12 protein-coding genes are annotated in these 14,135 nt (G+C 73.1%); 9 read left to right on the forward strand and 3 right to left on the reverse strand.

Annotated elements, in window-relative coordinates:
* The first annotated feature begins 145 nt into the window (after window positions 1-145).
* Window positions 146-2,194: an APC family permease gene (locus tag ACI790_RS01950; protein WP_456568093.1), complete on the forward strand. Its 2,049-nt coding sequence runs from the start codon at window positions 146-148 to the stop codon at window positions 2,192-2,194.
* Window positions 2,187-3,509: a class I SAM-dependent RNA methyltransferase gene (locus ACI790_RS01955; protein ID WP_456568094.1), complete on the forward strand. Its 1,323-nt coding sequence runs from the start codon at window positions 2,187-2,189 to the stop codon at window positions 3,507-3,509. The genes ACI790_RS01950 and ACI790_RS01955 overlap by 8 nt, the downstream gene beginning before the upstream one ends.
* 13 nt (window positions 3,510-3,522) lie before the next feature.
* Here the strand turns inward: ACI790_RS01955 and ACI790_RS01960 are convergent, their stop codons facing one another.
* Entirely contained in the window at window positions 3,523-3,864 is a 342-nt protein-coding gene (locus tag ACI790_RS01960) for a DUF6968 family protein (RefSeq protein ID WP_456568095.1), read from the reverse strand.
* A gap of 62 nt (window positions 3,865-3,926) precedes the next feature.
* Between ACI790_RS01960 and ACI790_RS01965 the strand changes: the two genes are divergently transcribed.
* The 4 genes from ACI790_RS01965 to ACI790_RS01980 all read left to right on the forward strand — a co-directional run bounded on the left by ACI790_RS01965 (window position 3,927) and on the right by ACI790_RS01980 (window position 6,950).
* The gene (locus ACI790_RS01965; protein WP_456568096.1) at window positions 3,927-4,157 is read left to right on the forward strand and encodes a DUF4177 domain-containing protein; all 231 of its coding nucleotides are present in this window, start codon (window positions 3,927-3,929) and stop codon (window positions 4,155-4,157) included.
* Window positions 4,158-4,245: 88 nt separating this feature from the next.
* Window positions 4,246-4,614, forward strand: coding sequence for a hypothetical protein (locus tag ACI790_RS01970; protein WP_456568097.1), 369 nt, complete (start codon window positions 4,246-4,248; stop codon window positions 4,612-4,614).
* A gap of 138 nt (window positions 4,615-4,752) precedes the next feature.
* Complete coding sequence (gene dxs / locus ACI790_RS01975; protein ID WP_456568098.1) at window positions 4,753-6,672, forward strand: 1-deoxy-D-xylulose-5-phosphate synthase; 1,920 nt, start codon at window positions 4,753-4,755, stop codon at window positions 6,670-6,672.
* A complete protein-coding gene (locus tag ACI790_RS01980) occupies window positions 6,669-6,950 on the forward strand; it encodes a thiamine-binding protein (protein WP_456568099.1) in 282 nt (93 codons plus the stop codon). Before dxs ends, ACI790_RS01980 begins: the two co-directional genes overlap by 4 nt.
* Before the next feature lie 255 nt (window positions 6,951-7,205).
* Here the strand turns inward: ACI790_RS01980 and ACI790_RS01985 are convergent, their stop codons facing one another.
* Both ACI790_RS01985 and ACI790_RS01990 read right to left on the reverse strand, forming a co-directional pair.
* Window positions 7,206-9,293, reverse strand: coding sequence for a 3-hydroxyacyl-CoA dehydrogenase NAD-binding domain-containing protein (locus ACI790_RS01985; protein ID WP_456568100.1), 2,088 nt, complete (start codon window positions 9,291-9,293; stop codon window positions 7,206-7,208).
* On the reverse strand, window positions 9,290-10,495 hold the full coding sequence (locus ACI790_RS01990) for a thiolase family protein (protein WP_456568101.1): 1,206 nt from the start codon (window positions 10,493-10,495) through the stop codon (window positions 9,290-9,292). The genes ACI790_RS01985 and ACI790_RS01990 overlap by 4 nt, the downstream gene beginning before the upstream one ends.
* Window positions 10,496-10,713: 218 nt before the next feature.
* Between ACI790_RS01990 and ACI790_RS01995 the strand changes: the two genes are divergently transcribed.
* The 3 genes from ACI790_RS01995 to ACI790_RS02005 all read left to right on the forward strand — a co-directional run bounded on the left by ACI790_RS01995 (window position 10,714) and on the right by ACI790_RS02005 (window position 14,069).
* Window positions 10,714-11,820 carry a sugar ABC transporter substrate-binding protein gene (locus ACI790_RS01995; RefSeq protein WP_456568102.1) on the forward strand — a complete coding sequence of 369 codons (1,107 nt, stop codon included), beginning with the start codon at window positions 10,714-10,716 and terminating at the stop codon, window positions 11,818-11,820.
* Between the two features lie 145 nt (window positions 11,821-11,965).
* On the forward strand, window positions 11,966-12,772 hold the full coding sequence (locus ACI790_RS02000) for an ATP-binding cassette domain-containing protein (protein ID WP_456568103.1): 807 nt from the start codon (window positions 11,966-11,968) through the stop codon (window positions 12,770-12,772).
* 10 nt (window positions 12,773-12,782) lie between these two features.
* The gene (locus ACI790_RS02005; RefSeq protein WP_456568104.1) at window positions 12,783-14,069 is read left to right on the forward strand and encodes a sugar ABC transporter permease; all 1,287 of its coding nucleotides are present in this window, start codon (window positions 12,783-12,785) and stop codon (window positions 14,067-14,069) included.
* The last annotated feature ends 66 nt before the right edge of the window (window positions 14,070-14,135 follow it).

The raw sequence follows: 14,135 nt of genomic DNA on the forward strand, positions 1-14,135 counted from the left end.
AGGCGCCGTCCGCCCGCGCATTCCCGGCCGCGAAGCTACACCCGCCGGAGGGGCCGGATCCCGCAGGCGGCCCGGTTCCCCCGGACGGGGCGGGCGTGCGCCGAGTCACCCGCGCGCGGGTCTCCGGCGTCCGTACCCTTGCGCCGTGCCGACCCTGTCCGACCTCGGACAACTCCCGAAACGACTCGTCCTCGGCCGCCCGGTGCGCAGCGACCGGGCGGGGGAGTCGTTGCTCCCCAAGCGCCTCGCACTGCCGATCTTCGCCAGCGACCCGCTCTCCTCCGTGGCCTACGCCACCCAGGAGATCCTGATCGTGCTGACCCTGGCCGGTACCGCGTTCCTGTACCTGGCCCCGTGGCTGGCCGCGATGGTGGTCGTGCTGCTGATCACGGTGGTGCTGTCCTACCGGCAGGTGGTGCGCGCCTACCCCTCCGGCGGTGGCGACTACGAGGTCGCGATGAAGAACCACGGCCAGTTGGCGGGGCTGACCGTGGCCAGCGCGCTGCTGGTGGACTACGTGCTCACCGTGGCCGTGTCGGTCTCGGCCGGCACCGACAACATCATCTCGGCGTTCCCGTCGCTCAACTCCCACCGCCTGCTGATCGCGCTGGGGCTGGTGACCCTGCTGGCGGCGGCGAACCTGCGAGGTGTCCGCGAGTCCGGCCGGGCGTTCGCGGTGCCGACCTACCTGTTCATCAGCGGCATCCTGGTGATGATCGGCACCGGTCTGGTCCGGTACTTCTTCACCGACGAGGGCATCACCGCCGAGAGCTCCGGCTACACCGTCCTCCCCGAGCCCGGTTACTCGCAGATGGCGGGGCTGGCGCTGGTCTTCTTCGCGCTGCGGGCCTTCGCGTCCGGCTGCACCGCGCTCACCGGGGTGGAGGCGATCGCCAACGGCGTGCCCGCCTTCCGCCCGCCCAAGAGCCGGAACGCGGCCACCACGCTCGCGCTCATGGGCGGCGTCGCGGCCACGATGTTCGCCGGCGTCACCGCGCTGGCCCTGCTCGCCGACGTGAAGTACACCGAGTTCACCTGCGACCTGGTCGGCTTCGCCGGGAACTGCGAGACCGATCCGCAGCGCACCGTGATCGCCCAGCTGGCCGCGGCCACCTTCGGCGGCGACCGGTCGGTGGGCTTCTTCTACATCCAGGCCGCGACGGCGCTGATCCTCATCCTGGCCGCCAACACCGCGTTCAACGGGTTCCCGCTGCTCGGGTCGGTGCTCGCCCAGGACCGGTTCCTGCCCCGTCAGCTGCACACCCGCGGCGACAAGCTGGTCTACAGCAACGGCATCCTGCTGCTGGCCGGCTTCGCCGCCGTGCTGATCGTCTTCTTCGACGCCGACGTCTCCCGGCTGATCCAGCTCTACATCATCGGCGTCTTCACCAGCTTCACCATCGGGCAGTGGGGCATGGTGCGGCACTGGAACCGGGAGCTGAAGAGCGAGCCCGACACCGCCGCGCGTGGCCGGATGCGCCGCTCCCAGATCATCAACGCCGTCGGCGGCTCGCTGACCAGCGTGGTGCTGGTCATCATCGTGGTCACCAAGTTCACCCACGGCGCCTGGCTGGTGCTGCTGGCGATGCCGGTGCTGTTCGTGCTCATGCGGGGGATCAACCGGCACTACTCGAACGTGTCGGTCCAGCTCGAGCCCGACACCGACGCGCGCACCCTGCCGAGCAAGGTGCACGCCGTCGTCCTGGTCTCCAAGGTGCACAAGCCGACGCTGCGCGCGCTGGCCTTCGCCCGGGCCACCCGCCCGGACGCGCTCACGGCGCTGACGGTCAACGTCGACGACGCGGAGACCCGCGCGCTGCAGGCCGCCTGGGAGCGCTACGACATCCCCGTGCCGCTCACCGTGCTGGAGTCCCCGTACCGGGAGATCACCCGCCCGGTGCTCGACTACGTGAAGAGCATCCGCCGGGACAGCCCCCGGGAACTGGTCGTGGTCTTCGTCCCGCAGTACGTCGTCGGCCACTGGTGGGAGAACGTCCTGCACAACCAGAGCGCCCTGCGCCTGCGCGCCCGCCTCCAGTTCCAGCCCGGCGTGATGATCACGACCGTCCCCTGGCTGCTGGAGAGCACAGCAGGGCACGACGACGACGCCGACGGCCGCCGCGGCGGCCCGGCGCCCGGTGACCTCCGCCGCGGGTTCACCGACGACGAGGTGGACGTGACGCCGTATGGCTGAGCGCCGTCGCCCCGGCCGCCGTGCGGGCCGCCCGGCGCCGCCGCGCGAGGAGCGCGGCGGCGGCTGGACCGGGCGGGAGTTCGAGGTCGAGGTCGGCCCGGTCGCCCACGGAGGGCACTGCGTGGCCCGGCACGAGGGCCGGGTGGTGTTCGTCCGGCACACCCTGCCGGGGGAGCGGGTGCGGGTGCGGGTGACCGAGGACCGGCATCCCGGTTTCTGCCGCGCCGACGCCGTCGAGGTGCTCACCGCCGCACCCGGCCGGGTCGAGCGGCCCTGCCCGCACAGCGGGCCGGGGAAGTGCGGCGGCTGCGACTGGCAGCACGTCGACCCGGTCGAGCAGCGCCGGCTCAAGGCCGCGGTGGTCCGCGAGCAGCTGGTGCGGCTCGGAAAGGTCGACGCCGAGGACCCGGTGGTGACCGGCCTGGCGGTCGAGGAGCTGCCCGGCGGTGCGCTGCGCTGGCGCTCCCGTGCCCGCTTCGCCGTCGACCGGGCCGGGGCGGCGGGCCTGCGGCGGCACCGCTCGCACGACGTGGTGGTGCTCGACGACTGCCCGATCACCGTCGAGCCGGCCGCCCGGGCGGTGCTCTCCCGGCGCTGGGCGGGCACCGGGGCGGTGGACGTCTCCATCGACTCCACCGGCGCGGTCACGACCACCCGGCTGGACCGGCGCGGCCGCCCGCAGCACAGCGAGGTGCTCCAGGCCGGGGAGGAGTTGCCCCGCGAGCCGGCCGGCCGCGCGGAGCGGCGGGCGGGAGGCCGTGACTGGGAGGTCGAGGGCACCGGGTTCTGGCAGGTGCACCCGGCCGCCGCCGACGCGCTCGTCACGGCCGTCGCCGGGTTCGCCGCGGTGGCGGCCGGTGAGACCGTGCTCGACCTCTACGCCGGTGCCGGCCTGTTCGGCGGCGCGCTCGCCCCGGCCGCCGGCGAGGACGGCCGGGTGGTGTGCGTGGAGTCCGACCCCGGTGCCTGCGCCGCGGCCGACGCGAACCTGGCCCACCTGCCGCAGGCCGAGGTGTGGCAGGGCGAGGTGGACGCCGAGGGGCTCGAGGAGCTGCTCGCCGAACTGGGGACGCCGCCCGACGTCGTCGTCCTGGACCCGCCGCGGGCCGGTGCCGGGCGCGCGGTCAGCCGTCTGCTGGCCGGCACCGGGGCGCGCGCCGTCGTCTACGTGGCCTGCGATCCCGCGGCGCTCGGCCGGGACGTCGCCGCCTTCGCCGAGGCCGGGTACCGGCTCGCCGCCGTCCGCGGGTTCGACGCCTTCCCGATGACCGCCCACGTGGAGTGCGTGGCGCTGCTGGTCCCCGCGCCGGCCTGACCGGCGGCCCGGCTCAGGCGCCGGGCGGGGTGTGCGGCGGTGGATCGACGGTGAGGCCGAGCTCCGGCAGCCCCAGCCAGTCGAGGGCGACCCCGGCCGCCTCGGCCCGCTGGGCCAGCGTCAGCCGGAGGCTGTGCACCGAGAGCAGCAGCGCCTGCAGCGAGTCGACGCCGAAGGCAACCCGGACGGCGTCGTCGCCCAGGCCGTCGATCCGGTGGGGGCAGCACCAGTCCCCACCGGGCAGCGGATCGGGCACCGGGGCGCCGATCCGCACGGACACCGGCGTGCGGGAGCCGTCCGCGGCCACCGCGTCGAGCCGCCGCTCCGCCACCACCTGACCGAGTTCCGGGACCATCGTCGCCACCTCGTCCTCTCGCTGCCGACAGCTGCCGGATGCCCATTCGCTACCGTCTGGGTGTGCCCACATGGGAATACGCCTCGGTCATCACCGCCAACGACGCCGAGTCGCAGCGCGCCGGGGTGAGCATCAAGCTCCCCGGCGGTTCGTCGGAACGGCAGCAGGGCGACACCAGCTCGGTCCTCAACAAGCTCGGTGCCGAGGGGTGGGAGCTGGTCAGCTACCACTCCAGCGGCGCCGGGACCTGGGGCTTCGAGCAGTTCTGGCTCAAGCGGCAGGTCACGTCCTGACCGGGGACTCCCTCCCGGGTGACCCGCTCGCCCGAGATACCCGGCACGTCGTCGAACGCATGTTCGATCCGTGCGGCAGACTGGTGCCGTGGACGCGACGGTGCCGCCCGGCTGGCCGGGGGAGGTGCGCCCGCCCGGCGCACCGGACTGGGAGCGCACCGCCGTCGCCTGGCTGTTCGACCTGGTGCCGCCGGACTACCGCGCGCACGAGGTGCTCCGCCGGTACCCGGTGCTGCTCGCCCGGTTCGCCGCCGACCACGTCTCCGCCGGCCTCGAGGCCGCCCGCACGGGATGGCGGACGCTGCGCGTCGAGCTGGCCGACCAGCTCCCGCCCGACGCCATCGAGGCGGCGATGGTCGCCTACGAGCGGGAGGGTGCGCGGCTGGCCGCCAACGCCCGCGGCGTCGAGGTGGTCGGCGGTGCGCTGCGCGGTGAGCGGTGGGTCCCGCGGCTGTGAGCGCTTCGCGAGGAGGACCGGGGCACTGTGAGCTGCATCCGGTGAACTCGCTCGACCGGAAGAGCGGAGAAACCGCAGTTACAGTTGGTCGGCGGTCGCCGAGCAGCTTCCGCCCGACCGAGAGGACACCGCCGAGCCGTGCCGCTCCTGCGATCGCTCCGGGGCCCCGACGATGTCCGGGCCCTCCCGTCCGACCAGCTCCCCGCGCTCGCGGCGGAGATCCGTGACGCGCTGGTCACCAGCGTGGCCCGGACCGGCGGCCACCTGGGGCCCAACCTGGGCTGCGTCGAGCTGACCATCGCGCTGCACCGGGTGTTCGACTCCCCGCGCGAGCCGATCGTCTTCGACACCGGTCACCAGTCCTACGTGCACAAGATGCTCACCGGCCGGGTCGAGGGCTTCGAGCGGCTGCGCCAGCGGGGTGGCCTGTCCGGCTACCCCAGCCGCGCCGAGAGCGAGCACGACTGGGTGGAGAACAGCCACGCCTCCACGTCACTGTCCTACGCCGACGGCCTGGCGAAGGCCTTCGCCATCCGTGGTGACTCCCGCCCCGTCGTCGCGGTGATCGGCGACGGCGCCCTGACCGGTGGCATGGCCTGGGAGGCGCTGAACAACATCGCCGCCGCCCAGGACCGCCCGGTCGTCATCGTGGTGAACGACAACGGCCGCTCCTACTCGCCGACGATCGGCGGGGTCGCCGACGCGCTGGCCACCCTGCGGCTGCGCCCCGGCTACGAGAACGCCCTGCTGCAGGTGCGCCAGGCGCTGCACAAGGCGCCGGTCGTGGGCTCGGCCCTCTACGACGCGCTGCACGCGATCAAGAAGGGGCTCAAGGACGTCCTGTCGCCGCAGGGCATGTTCGAGGACCTCGGCATGAAGTACGTCGGCCCGGTCGACGGGCACGACATCGAGGTGATGGAGTCCGCGCTGCGCCGAGCCCGATCCTTCGGCGGCCCGGTCATCGTGCACGCCGTCACCACCAAGGGGTTCGGCTACCCGCCGGCCGAGACCGACCAGATCGACGCGTGGCACGCCACCGGCGTCTTCGACCCCGACAGCGGGACCAGCGCCCGCAAGACCGGGCGGCCCTGGACCGACGCCTTCGCCGACGAGCTGGTGCGGGTCGGTGCCGAGCGGCCTGACGTCGTCGCGATCACCGCGGCGATGCTGCACCCCACCGGGCTGGCGCCGTTCGCCGAGCGCTTCCCCGAGCGCACCTTCGACGTGGGCATCGCCGAGCAGCACGCGCTCACCTCCGCCGCCGGGCTGGCGATGGCCGGCATGCACCCGGTCGTCGCGGTCTACTCCACGTTCCTCAACCGCGCGTTCGACCAGCTGCTCATGGATGTCGCGCTGCACCGCCAGCCGGTCACCGTCGTCCTCGACCGGGCCGGGGTGACCGGCGACGACGGCGCCTCGCACAACGGCATGTGGGACATGTCGATCCTGTCGGTGGTCCCCGGCGTGCACGTCGCCGCGCCGCGCGACGAGGCGACCCTCCGGGAGGCGCTCCGCGAGGCGGTCGACATCTCCGACGGCCCGTCGGTCGTCCGCTTCCCCAAGGGCGTCCTGCCCCCGGACATCCCGGCGCTGGAGCGGCGCGGGCCGGTCGACGTGCTGCGCCGCGGCGAGCGGTCGGACGTGCTGCTGGTCGCCGTCGGGTCGATGGTCCCGATGTGCCTGGCCGTGGCCGAGCGGGCCGCCGACCACGGCATCGAGGTGACCGTCGCCGACCCGCGGTGGGTGCTCCCGGTGGCCGACGAGCTGCTGACGCTGGCGGCCTCCCACCGCCTGGTGGTCACCGTCGAGGACGGCGGCCGGGCCGGGGGAGTGGGCACCACGCTCACCCAGGCGCTGCAGGACCGCGACTGCGACGTGCCGGTGCGCACCGTCGGGCTGCCGCAGCGGTTCTTCGAGCACGGCAGCCGCGGCCAGGTGCTGGCCGACGTCGGGCTCACCGAGCAGGACGTGGCCCGCCGCATCGCCGAGTGGACCGCCGTGCTCAGCGAGCGCGCCGAGGACGACGTCCCCGCCCCCGTGGACGGAGGCCGGCGATGATGATCGCCGAGATCCAGGTCGCGCCGTCCCCGCCCGGCACCGCGGAGAACCCGCACGCGCACGTGGAGGCGGCCATCGCCGTCATCGAGGCGTCGGGGCTGCGCTACGAGGTGGGTGCGCTCGGCACGACCCTCGAAGGCGAGGACGACGCCGTCTGGGCCACGCTGCGGGCCACGCACGAGGCGATGCTCGCCGCCGGCGCCTCGGCGGGGCTCTCGCACGTCAAGGTCGCCTCGGTGGACCGCACGATGGACAGCCTCACCGCCAAGTTCCGCTGAGCTCACCGCGCGAGAGCGCCGCACCCCGTCACGGGGTGCGGCGCTCTCGTCGTCCCGGCGGCGGTCCGCCGTACGGCACGGTCCTCGCGGGTACGCGGCGAGGACCGCTGTCATGCCGCGGGGCGGGACCCGCTGGTGCGGCTGGGGCGCGACCGCGTCGTCCGTCGTCGTCCTCCCTCACCGCAGAGCGTCCTCCCTCAAGGCACACGGCGAGGGAGGACGCTCCAAGATCAGGTCACCTGATCCCAGCGGGGGTCAGGCGGGGAGCGAGGCCACGCCCTCCGGCAGGAACCGCGAACCGGTGACCTTCTCCGAGACGCCGGTGCGGTCCAGGTAGGCGGAGATGCCGCCCAGCCAGAACGGCCACCCGGCGCCGAGGATCATGGCCAGGTCGATGTCCTGCACCGCCTGCACGACGCCCTCGTCCAGCATCAGCCGGATCTCCTGCGCCAGCGCCTCCACCGCCCGGTCGTGCACCTGCTCCTCGGTGAGCGGCTCGTCACCGGTGAAGGCGTCCGCGAGCTCCGGGTCGACGACGCCCGGCTCCGAGAACACGCCCGACTTGCCCAGCTCGACGATCCGCTTGAGCCCCTCGCCGACGGCGAACCGGTCGGGGAAGGCCTCGTGCATGCGCTCGGCCACGTGCAACGCCACCGCGGGGCCGACGAGCGAGAGCAGCTCGAACGGCGTCATCGGCAGGCCCAGCGGGTCCAGCGCCTTCTCGGCGACGGACACCGGGGTGCCCTGCTCGACGGCGGCGGTGACCTCGCCCAGGAAGCGGGTGAGCAGCCGGTTGACGACGAACGCCGGGGCGTCGGCCACCAGCACGCAGCTCTTCTTCAGCGCCTTGCCGACGGCGAAGGCGGTGGCCAGCGTGGCGTCGTCGGTCTGCTCGGCGCGCACGACCTCCAGCAGCGGGAGGACGGCGACCGGGTTGAAGAAGTGCAGGCCGACCACGCGCTCGGGGTGCTCCAGCTTGGCGGCCATCTCGGTCACCGACAGCGCCGAGGTGTTGGTGGCCAGCACGCACTCGGGGGAGACGATCGCCTCCACGTCGGCGAACACCTGCTGCTTGACCGACATCTCCTCGAAGACGGCCTCGATGACGAGGTCGGCGTCGGCGAAGACGTCCTTGGACAGCGAGCCGGTGACCAGGCCCTTGAGCTGGTTGAGCTTGTCGGCGTTCAGCCGGCCGCGCTGGGCCAGCTTGTCCAGCTCCCCGTGCACGTAGGCCACGCCCTTGTCGACGCGCGCCTGGTCGATGTCGGTGAGGACGACCGGCACCTTCAGCTGGCGCACGAACAGCATGGCCAGCTGCGAGGCCATGAGCCCGGCGCCGACGACGCCGACCTTGGTGACCGTCCGCGCGAGCGACTTGTCCGGCGCACCGGCCGGGCGCTTGGCCCGCTTGTTCACCAGGTCGAAGCTGTACAGCGAGGCCCGGAGCGGGTCGCTCATCAGCAGCTCGGTCAGGGCGTCGTCCTCGGCCGCGGTGCCGCTGGTGAACGCCCCGCCCGCAACGCCGTTGCGGGCGAGGTCGAGCAGGTCCACCGTGCGCACGGCACCGGGGGAGGCGTTGCGGGTGCGGGCGGCCACGACGCCGTGGGCACGGGCGATCGCGTCGTCCCAGGCCGCGCGGTCGACCTCCGGGCGCGGCACGGACACCGAGCCGTCCAGGACGCCGACCGCCCACTCCAGCGAGCGCTCGAGGAAGTCGGCCGGCTCGAAGAGCGCGTCCGCGATGCCGAGCTTCGCGGCCTTCGGAGCAGGCGTCATCTTGTTCTGCGCCAGGGCGTTCTCGACGATGACGGTGACCGCCGCGTCGATGCCGATCAGGTTCGGCAGCAGCTGCGTGCCGCCCCAGCCGGGGACCAGCCCGAGGAAGGCCTCGGGGAAGCCGACCGCGGCACCGCCGCTGATGGTCCGGTAGTGGCAGTGCAGCGCCAGCTCCAGGCCACCGCCCAGCGCGACCCCGTTGACGAACGCGAAGGTCGGGATGGCGGAGTCCTTGAGCCGCCGGAACACCCGGTGGCCGGTCTCGGCGATCTCCCGCGCGGCGGCGGCGTCGGTCACTGACGGAACGCCGGAGAGGTCGGCGCCCACGGCGAAGATGAACGGCTTGCCGGTGACGGCGATGGCCGCCGGCGCCGGGGAGTGCGCCGCGATCTCGTCCAGGGCGGCGTCCAGCGACGCGAGCCCGCCGGGGCCGAAGGTCGACGGCCGGGTGTGGTCGTGCCCGTTGTCCAGCGTGATCAGCGCGATCTCGCCGGCCAGGCCCGGGTACTGGAGGAAGCGCACCTTGGCGGCGGTGACGACCTCGTTCTCGAACACTGCAGTCGTCACTTGGTGGCACCTTCCCAGTTGGGGTTCTCCCAGATCACGGTGGCGCCCATGCCGAGGCCGACGCACATGGCGGTGAGGCCGTACCGGACGTCGGGGCGCTCGCCGAACTGCCGGGACAGCTGGGTCATCAGCCGCACGCCCGAGGAGGCCAGCGGGTGGCCGACGGCGATGGCGCCGCCCCACGGGTTGACGCGCGCGTCGTCGTCGGCGATGCCGAAGTGGTCGAGGAACGCCAGCACCTGGATGGCGAAGGCCTCGTTCAGCTCGAACAGGCCGATGTCGGAGATGGACAGGCCGGTGCGGGCCAGCGCCTTCTCGGTCGAGGGCACCGGGCCGATGCCCATGACCTCCGGCTCGACGCCGGCGAAGCCGTAGCCGACGAGCCGCATGCCCACGTCCAGGCCCAGCTCCTCGGCCACGTCCTCGGCGGCCAGCAGGCAGCCGGTGGCGCCGTCGTTGAGCCCCGCGGCGTTGCCGGCGGTCACGTGCCCGTACGGGCGGAACGGCGTCTTGAGCGTGCCCAGCCCCTCGAGGGTGGTCTGCGGCCGCGGCGGCTCGTCGACGGTGGCGACGCCCCAGCCGTGCTCGGCCGAGCGGGTCGCCATCGGGACCAGCTCCGGGCCGATCTGCCCGTTGGCGACGGCCTTGGCGTACTTCTGCTGGCTGGCCAGCGCGAACGCGTCGGCCCGCTCCTTGGTCAGGTGCGGGAACCGGTCGTGCAGGTTCTCGGCGGTCGAGCCCATGACCAGCGCGGAGGGGTCGACCAGCTTCTCGCTGATGATCCGCGGGTTCGGGTCGACGCCCTCGCCCATGGGGTGGTTGCCCATGTGCTCGACGCCGCCGGCGATGGCGACGTCGTAGGCGCCGAAGGCGATGCCCGACGCCGTCGTGGTCACCGCGGTCATCGCGCCGGCGCACATCCGGTCGATCGAGTACCCGGGGACGGTCTTCGGCAGCCCGGCCAGCAGCGCGGCGGTGCGGCCGAGGGTCAGGCCCTGGTCGCCGATCTGGGTGGTGGCGGCGATGGCCACCTCGTCCACCCGGTCGGCCGGCAGCGCCGGGTTGCGGCGCAGCAGCTCGCGGATGCAGCGCACGACCAGGTCGTCGGCGCGCGTCTCGGCGTAGATGCCCTTCGGGCCGGCCTTGCCGAAGGGGGTGCGTACGCCGTCGACGAAGACGACCTCACGCAGCGAGCGGGACATGGGACCTCCGCAGGATTCGTACCGGCCCGGCAGGGTCCGGCAGGTGCTCAAGTTACCCGCCGGTAACCCTGTCGCCAAGCGCGGCACGGCACCCCTTCGAGGGGGTGCCGGGTCACGGTCCGGCAACGGCCCCGGGGTGTGCTTGCAGTCACTCGGACCCTGTGCGCAAGATGACCCGCCGGAATTTCTCTGTAACCCCAACGAAATAGAGGTCCCTCATGGCGCGACGGCGCACGGTGACGACGGCGATCGCGGCGGCCATGGTCTTCGGCCTGGCTGCCTGCGGTGGCGACGACAGCGGCAGCAACGGCGGCAGCGGCGGCGGTGGCGGCGGCGGTGGCGGTGGCGAGGCTGCCGGCAAGATCGGTGTGATCCTCCCCGACACGGCGTCCTCGGCCCGCTGGGAGTCCGCGGACCGCCCGCTGCTCGAGGCGGCCTTCGAGGAGGCCGGCGTGGAGTACGAGATCGACAACGCGCAGGGCGACGCCCAGCGGATGGCGACCATCGCCGAGCAGATGATCACCGGCGGCGTGACGGTCCTGGCGATCACGAACCTCGACTCGGCCTCCGGTGCGGCGATCCAGCGCCAGGCCGAGCAGCAGGGCGTCCAGACGATCGACTACGACCGGCTGACCCTCGGCGGCGAGAGCGACTACTACGTCTCGTTCGACAACGTCGAGGTCGGCCGCCTGCAGGGCGAGGGCCTGGCCCAGTGCCTCGGCGACGAGCCGGCGAACATCGCCTTCCTCAACGGCTCGCCCGACGACAACAACGCCACCCTGTTCTCCTCGGGTGCCCACGAGGTCCTCGACCCGATGGACCAGTACACCGTCGTGGCCGAGCAGGCCGTCCCCGAGTGGGACAACCAGCAGGCCGCCACCATCTTCGAGCAGATGTACACCCAGGCCGGCGGTGACATCCAGGGCGTGCTGGCCGCCAACGACGGCCTGGCGAACGCGGTCGTCTCGATCCTCAGCCGCAACAACGTGGCCGGTCAGGTGCCCGTCACCGGCCAGGACGCCACGGTCGAGGGCCTGCAGAACATCCTCGCCGGCAACCAGTGCATGACGGTCTACAAGCCGATCGAGGAGGAGGCCAACGCGCTGGCCGAGCTGGCCGTGGCGCTGGTCAACGGCGAGGAGCCCGAGGTCGACGGCTCGGTCGAGGACCCCGAGGGCGGCCGCGAGGTTCCCTCGGTGCTCCTGGAGCCGGTCTCGATCTTCCGGGACAACGTCAAGCAGGTCATCGACGACGGCTACCAGACCGCCGCCGACGTCTGCACCGGTGAGTACGCCGCAGCCTGCACCGAGCTCGGCATCTCCTGAGCCATCCGGCCGGGGCACCCGTTCGCGGGTGCCCCGGCCGCGTGCTCCCCGCCCTGCGGGTCCCGGGTACGCCGGGGCCCGCGGGGCGTCACACTGTCTTCCCACGGTCCGGCCCGGACCGTGCCCATGCAGGAAGGACGCAGCGGTGTCCGCACCCGAACAGAGCACGACCACCCCGACCCTGGAGCGGCCCACGCTGAGCCTGCGGGGGGTCAACAAGAGCTTCGGGGCCGTTCAGGTCCTGCACGACGTCCACCTCGACGTCTACCCCGGCACGGTCACCGCGCTGGTCGGTGACAACGGCGCGGGCAAGAGCACGCTGATCAAGGCCATCGCCGGCATCCACCCCATCGACTCCGGCACCGTCGAGTTCGAGGGCAAGCCGGTGCAGCTCAACGGGCCCCGGGACGCCGCCCGGCTGGGCATCGAGGTCGTCTACCAGGACCTCGCGCTCGCCGACAACCTCGACGTCGTCCAGAACATGTTCCTCGGCCGCGAGCGCAAGCGCGGGATCGTCCTGGACGAGGCCTCGATGGAGGAGGCCGCGCGCGACACGCTGGCGAAGCTGTCGGTGCGCACCCTGAAGTCGGTGCGCCAGCTGGTGTCCAGCCTCTCCGGTGGCCAGCGGCAGACCGTCGCGATCGCCAAGGCGGTCCTCTGGGAGTCCAAGCTGGTCATCCTGGACGAGCCGACCGCGGCCCTGGGCGTCGCCCAGACCCGCCAGGTGCTCGACCTGGTCCGCCGGCTGGCCGACACCGGCCACGCCGTCGTCTTCATCACCCACAACATGGTGGACGTCTTCGAGGTGGCCGACCGCGTGGCCGCCCTCTACCTCGGCCGGGTGGCCGCGGACGTCCCCATCTCCGACGTCGACCGGACGCAGGTCATCGAGCTGATCACCTCCGGCCGCTCCGGCGAGCTGGGGCTCGCGCCGGACGCGCTCGAGGACTGAGAGGACTTCCATGTCGAGCAACACCCTGACCGCCGCCGAGGCGAGCGGGCCGCACAAGCCGGCCGCCGGCTTCGAGGGCGACCGCCAGGACAACACCGTCGGCGGAGCCGTCCGCGGCTACCTCAACAAGCTGCGGGCCGGTGACCTGGGCGCGCTGCCGGCCATCCTGGGCATCGTCGTCCTCGGCATCCTCTTCACGGTCCTCCGGCCGGGCACGTTCCTCACGCCGCTGAACCTCTCCAACCTGCTCGTGCAGTCGACCCCGATCATCGTGCTCGCGATGGGGCTGGTCTTCGTCCTGCTGCTGGGCGAGATCGACCTGTCCGCGGGCGTGGTGAGCGGCGTCTGCTCGGCCGTGCTCGCCCAGCTCCTGGTGCAGGTCGGCGTCGCCTGGCCGATCGCCGTGCTGGCCGCCATCGCCACCGGCGCCGTGATCGGCATGTTCACCGGCAGCCTCGTCGGCATGGTCGGCATCCCGTCCTTCGTCGTCACGCTGGCCCTGTTCCTCGGCTTCCAGGGCGTCACCCTGCGGATCATCGGGCAGGGCGGCACCGTCCCGGTGCGCGAGCCGGTCATCCGTGGGCTGGCCAACGAGAACCTGCCGGTCACGCTGGGCTGGATCCTGGCCGCGGTCGTCGCCGTCGCGTACGCCGCGTTCGAGCTGTGGCGCTGGCGCTCGCAGAAGGCCCGCGGCCTGGCGCACCAGCCGCTCGCGCTCGTGGTGGCCCGCATCGTGCTCATCGCCGCGGTGGTGTTCGGCGTGACCGCCATCCTCAGCGTCGACCGCGCGCTCGCCGCTGCGATCGACCTGGCCGGCATCCCCTACGCGGTCCCGCTGGTCGTCCTGCTGCTGCTGGTGCTCACCTTCGTCCTCTCGCGCACCACGTTCGGCCGGCACATCTACGCCGTCGGCGGCAACGCCGAGGCCGCGCGCCGGGCGGGCATCAACGTCACCCGGATCCGGGTCATGGCGTTCGTGATCTCGTCCAGCCTGGCGGCGATCAGCGGCATCCTGGCCACCTCGCGGCTGAGCTCGGTGACGCCGGACGCCGGTGCGGGCAACACCCTGCTGTACGCGGTGGGTGCCGCCGTCATCGGTGGCACCAGCCTCTTCGGCGGCCGGGGCAAGGCCCGGGACGCGGTCCTCGGAGGCCTGGTCATCGCGATCATCGCCAACGGGCTGGGTCTGCTAGGGGTCGCGGCCTACCTGAACTTCATCATCACCGGCGGCGTGCTGCTGCTGGCCGCGGGCGTCGACGCGCTCGCCCGCCGACGGGCCGCCACCGCCCGCCGATGACCCCTGCCGCCCGCCGTGCTCCGCGCCGGCGGGCGGCAGGTGACCACGCCGACGCCGGCGTCCTCC

The sequence above is a fragment of the Blastococcus sp. SYSU DS0539 genome (assembly GCF_054050855.1).

Excerpts from the sequence above, each read along its gene's own strand:
- ACI790_RS01980 (WP_456568099.1), top strand. The coding sequence starts at position 6,669 with ATGATGATCGCCGAGATCCAGGTCGCGCCGTCCCCGCCCGGCACCGCG.
- ACI790_RS01955 (WP_456568094.1), top strand. The coding sequence starts at position 2,187 with ATGGCTGAGCGCCGTCGCCCCGGCCGCCGTGCGGGCCGCCCGGCGCCG.
- ACI790_RS01990 (WP_456568101.1), bottom strand. The coding sequence starts at position 10,495 with ATGTCCCGCTCGCTGCGTGAGGTCGTCTTCGTCGACGGCGTACGCACC.
- ACI790_RS01960 (WP_456568095.1), bottom strand. The coding sequence starts at position 3,864 with ATGGTCCCGGAACTCGGTCAGGTGGTGGCGGAGCGGCGGCTCGACGCG.
- ACI790_RS02005 (WP_456568104.1), top strand. The coding sequence starts at position 12,783 with ATGTCGAGCAACACCCTGACCGCCGCCGAGGCGAGCGGGCCGCACAAG.
- ACI790_RS01995 (WP_456568102.1), top strand. The coding sequence starts at position 10,714 with ATGGCGCGACGGCGCACGGTGACGACGGCGATCGCGGCGGCCATGGTC.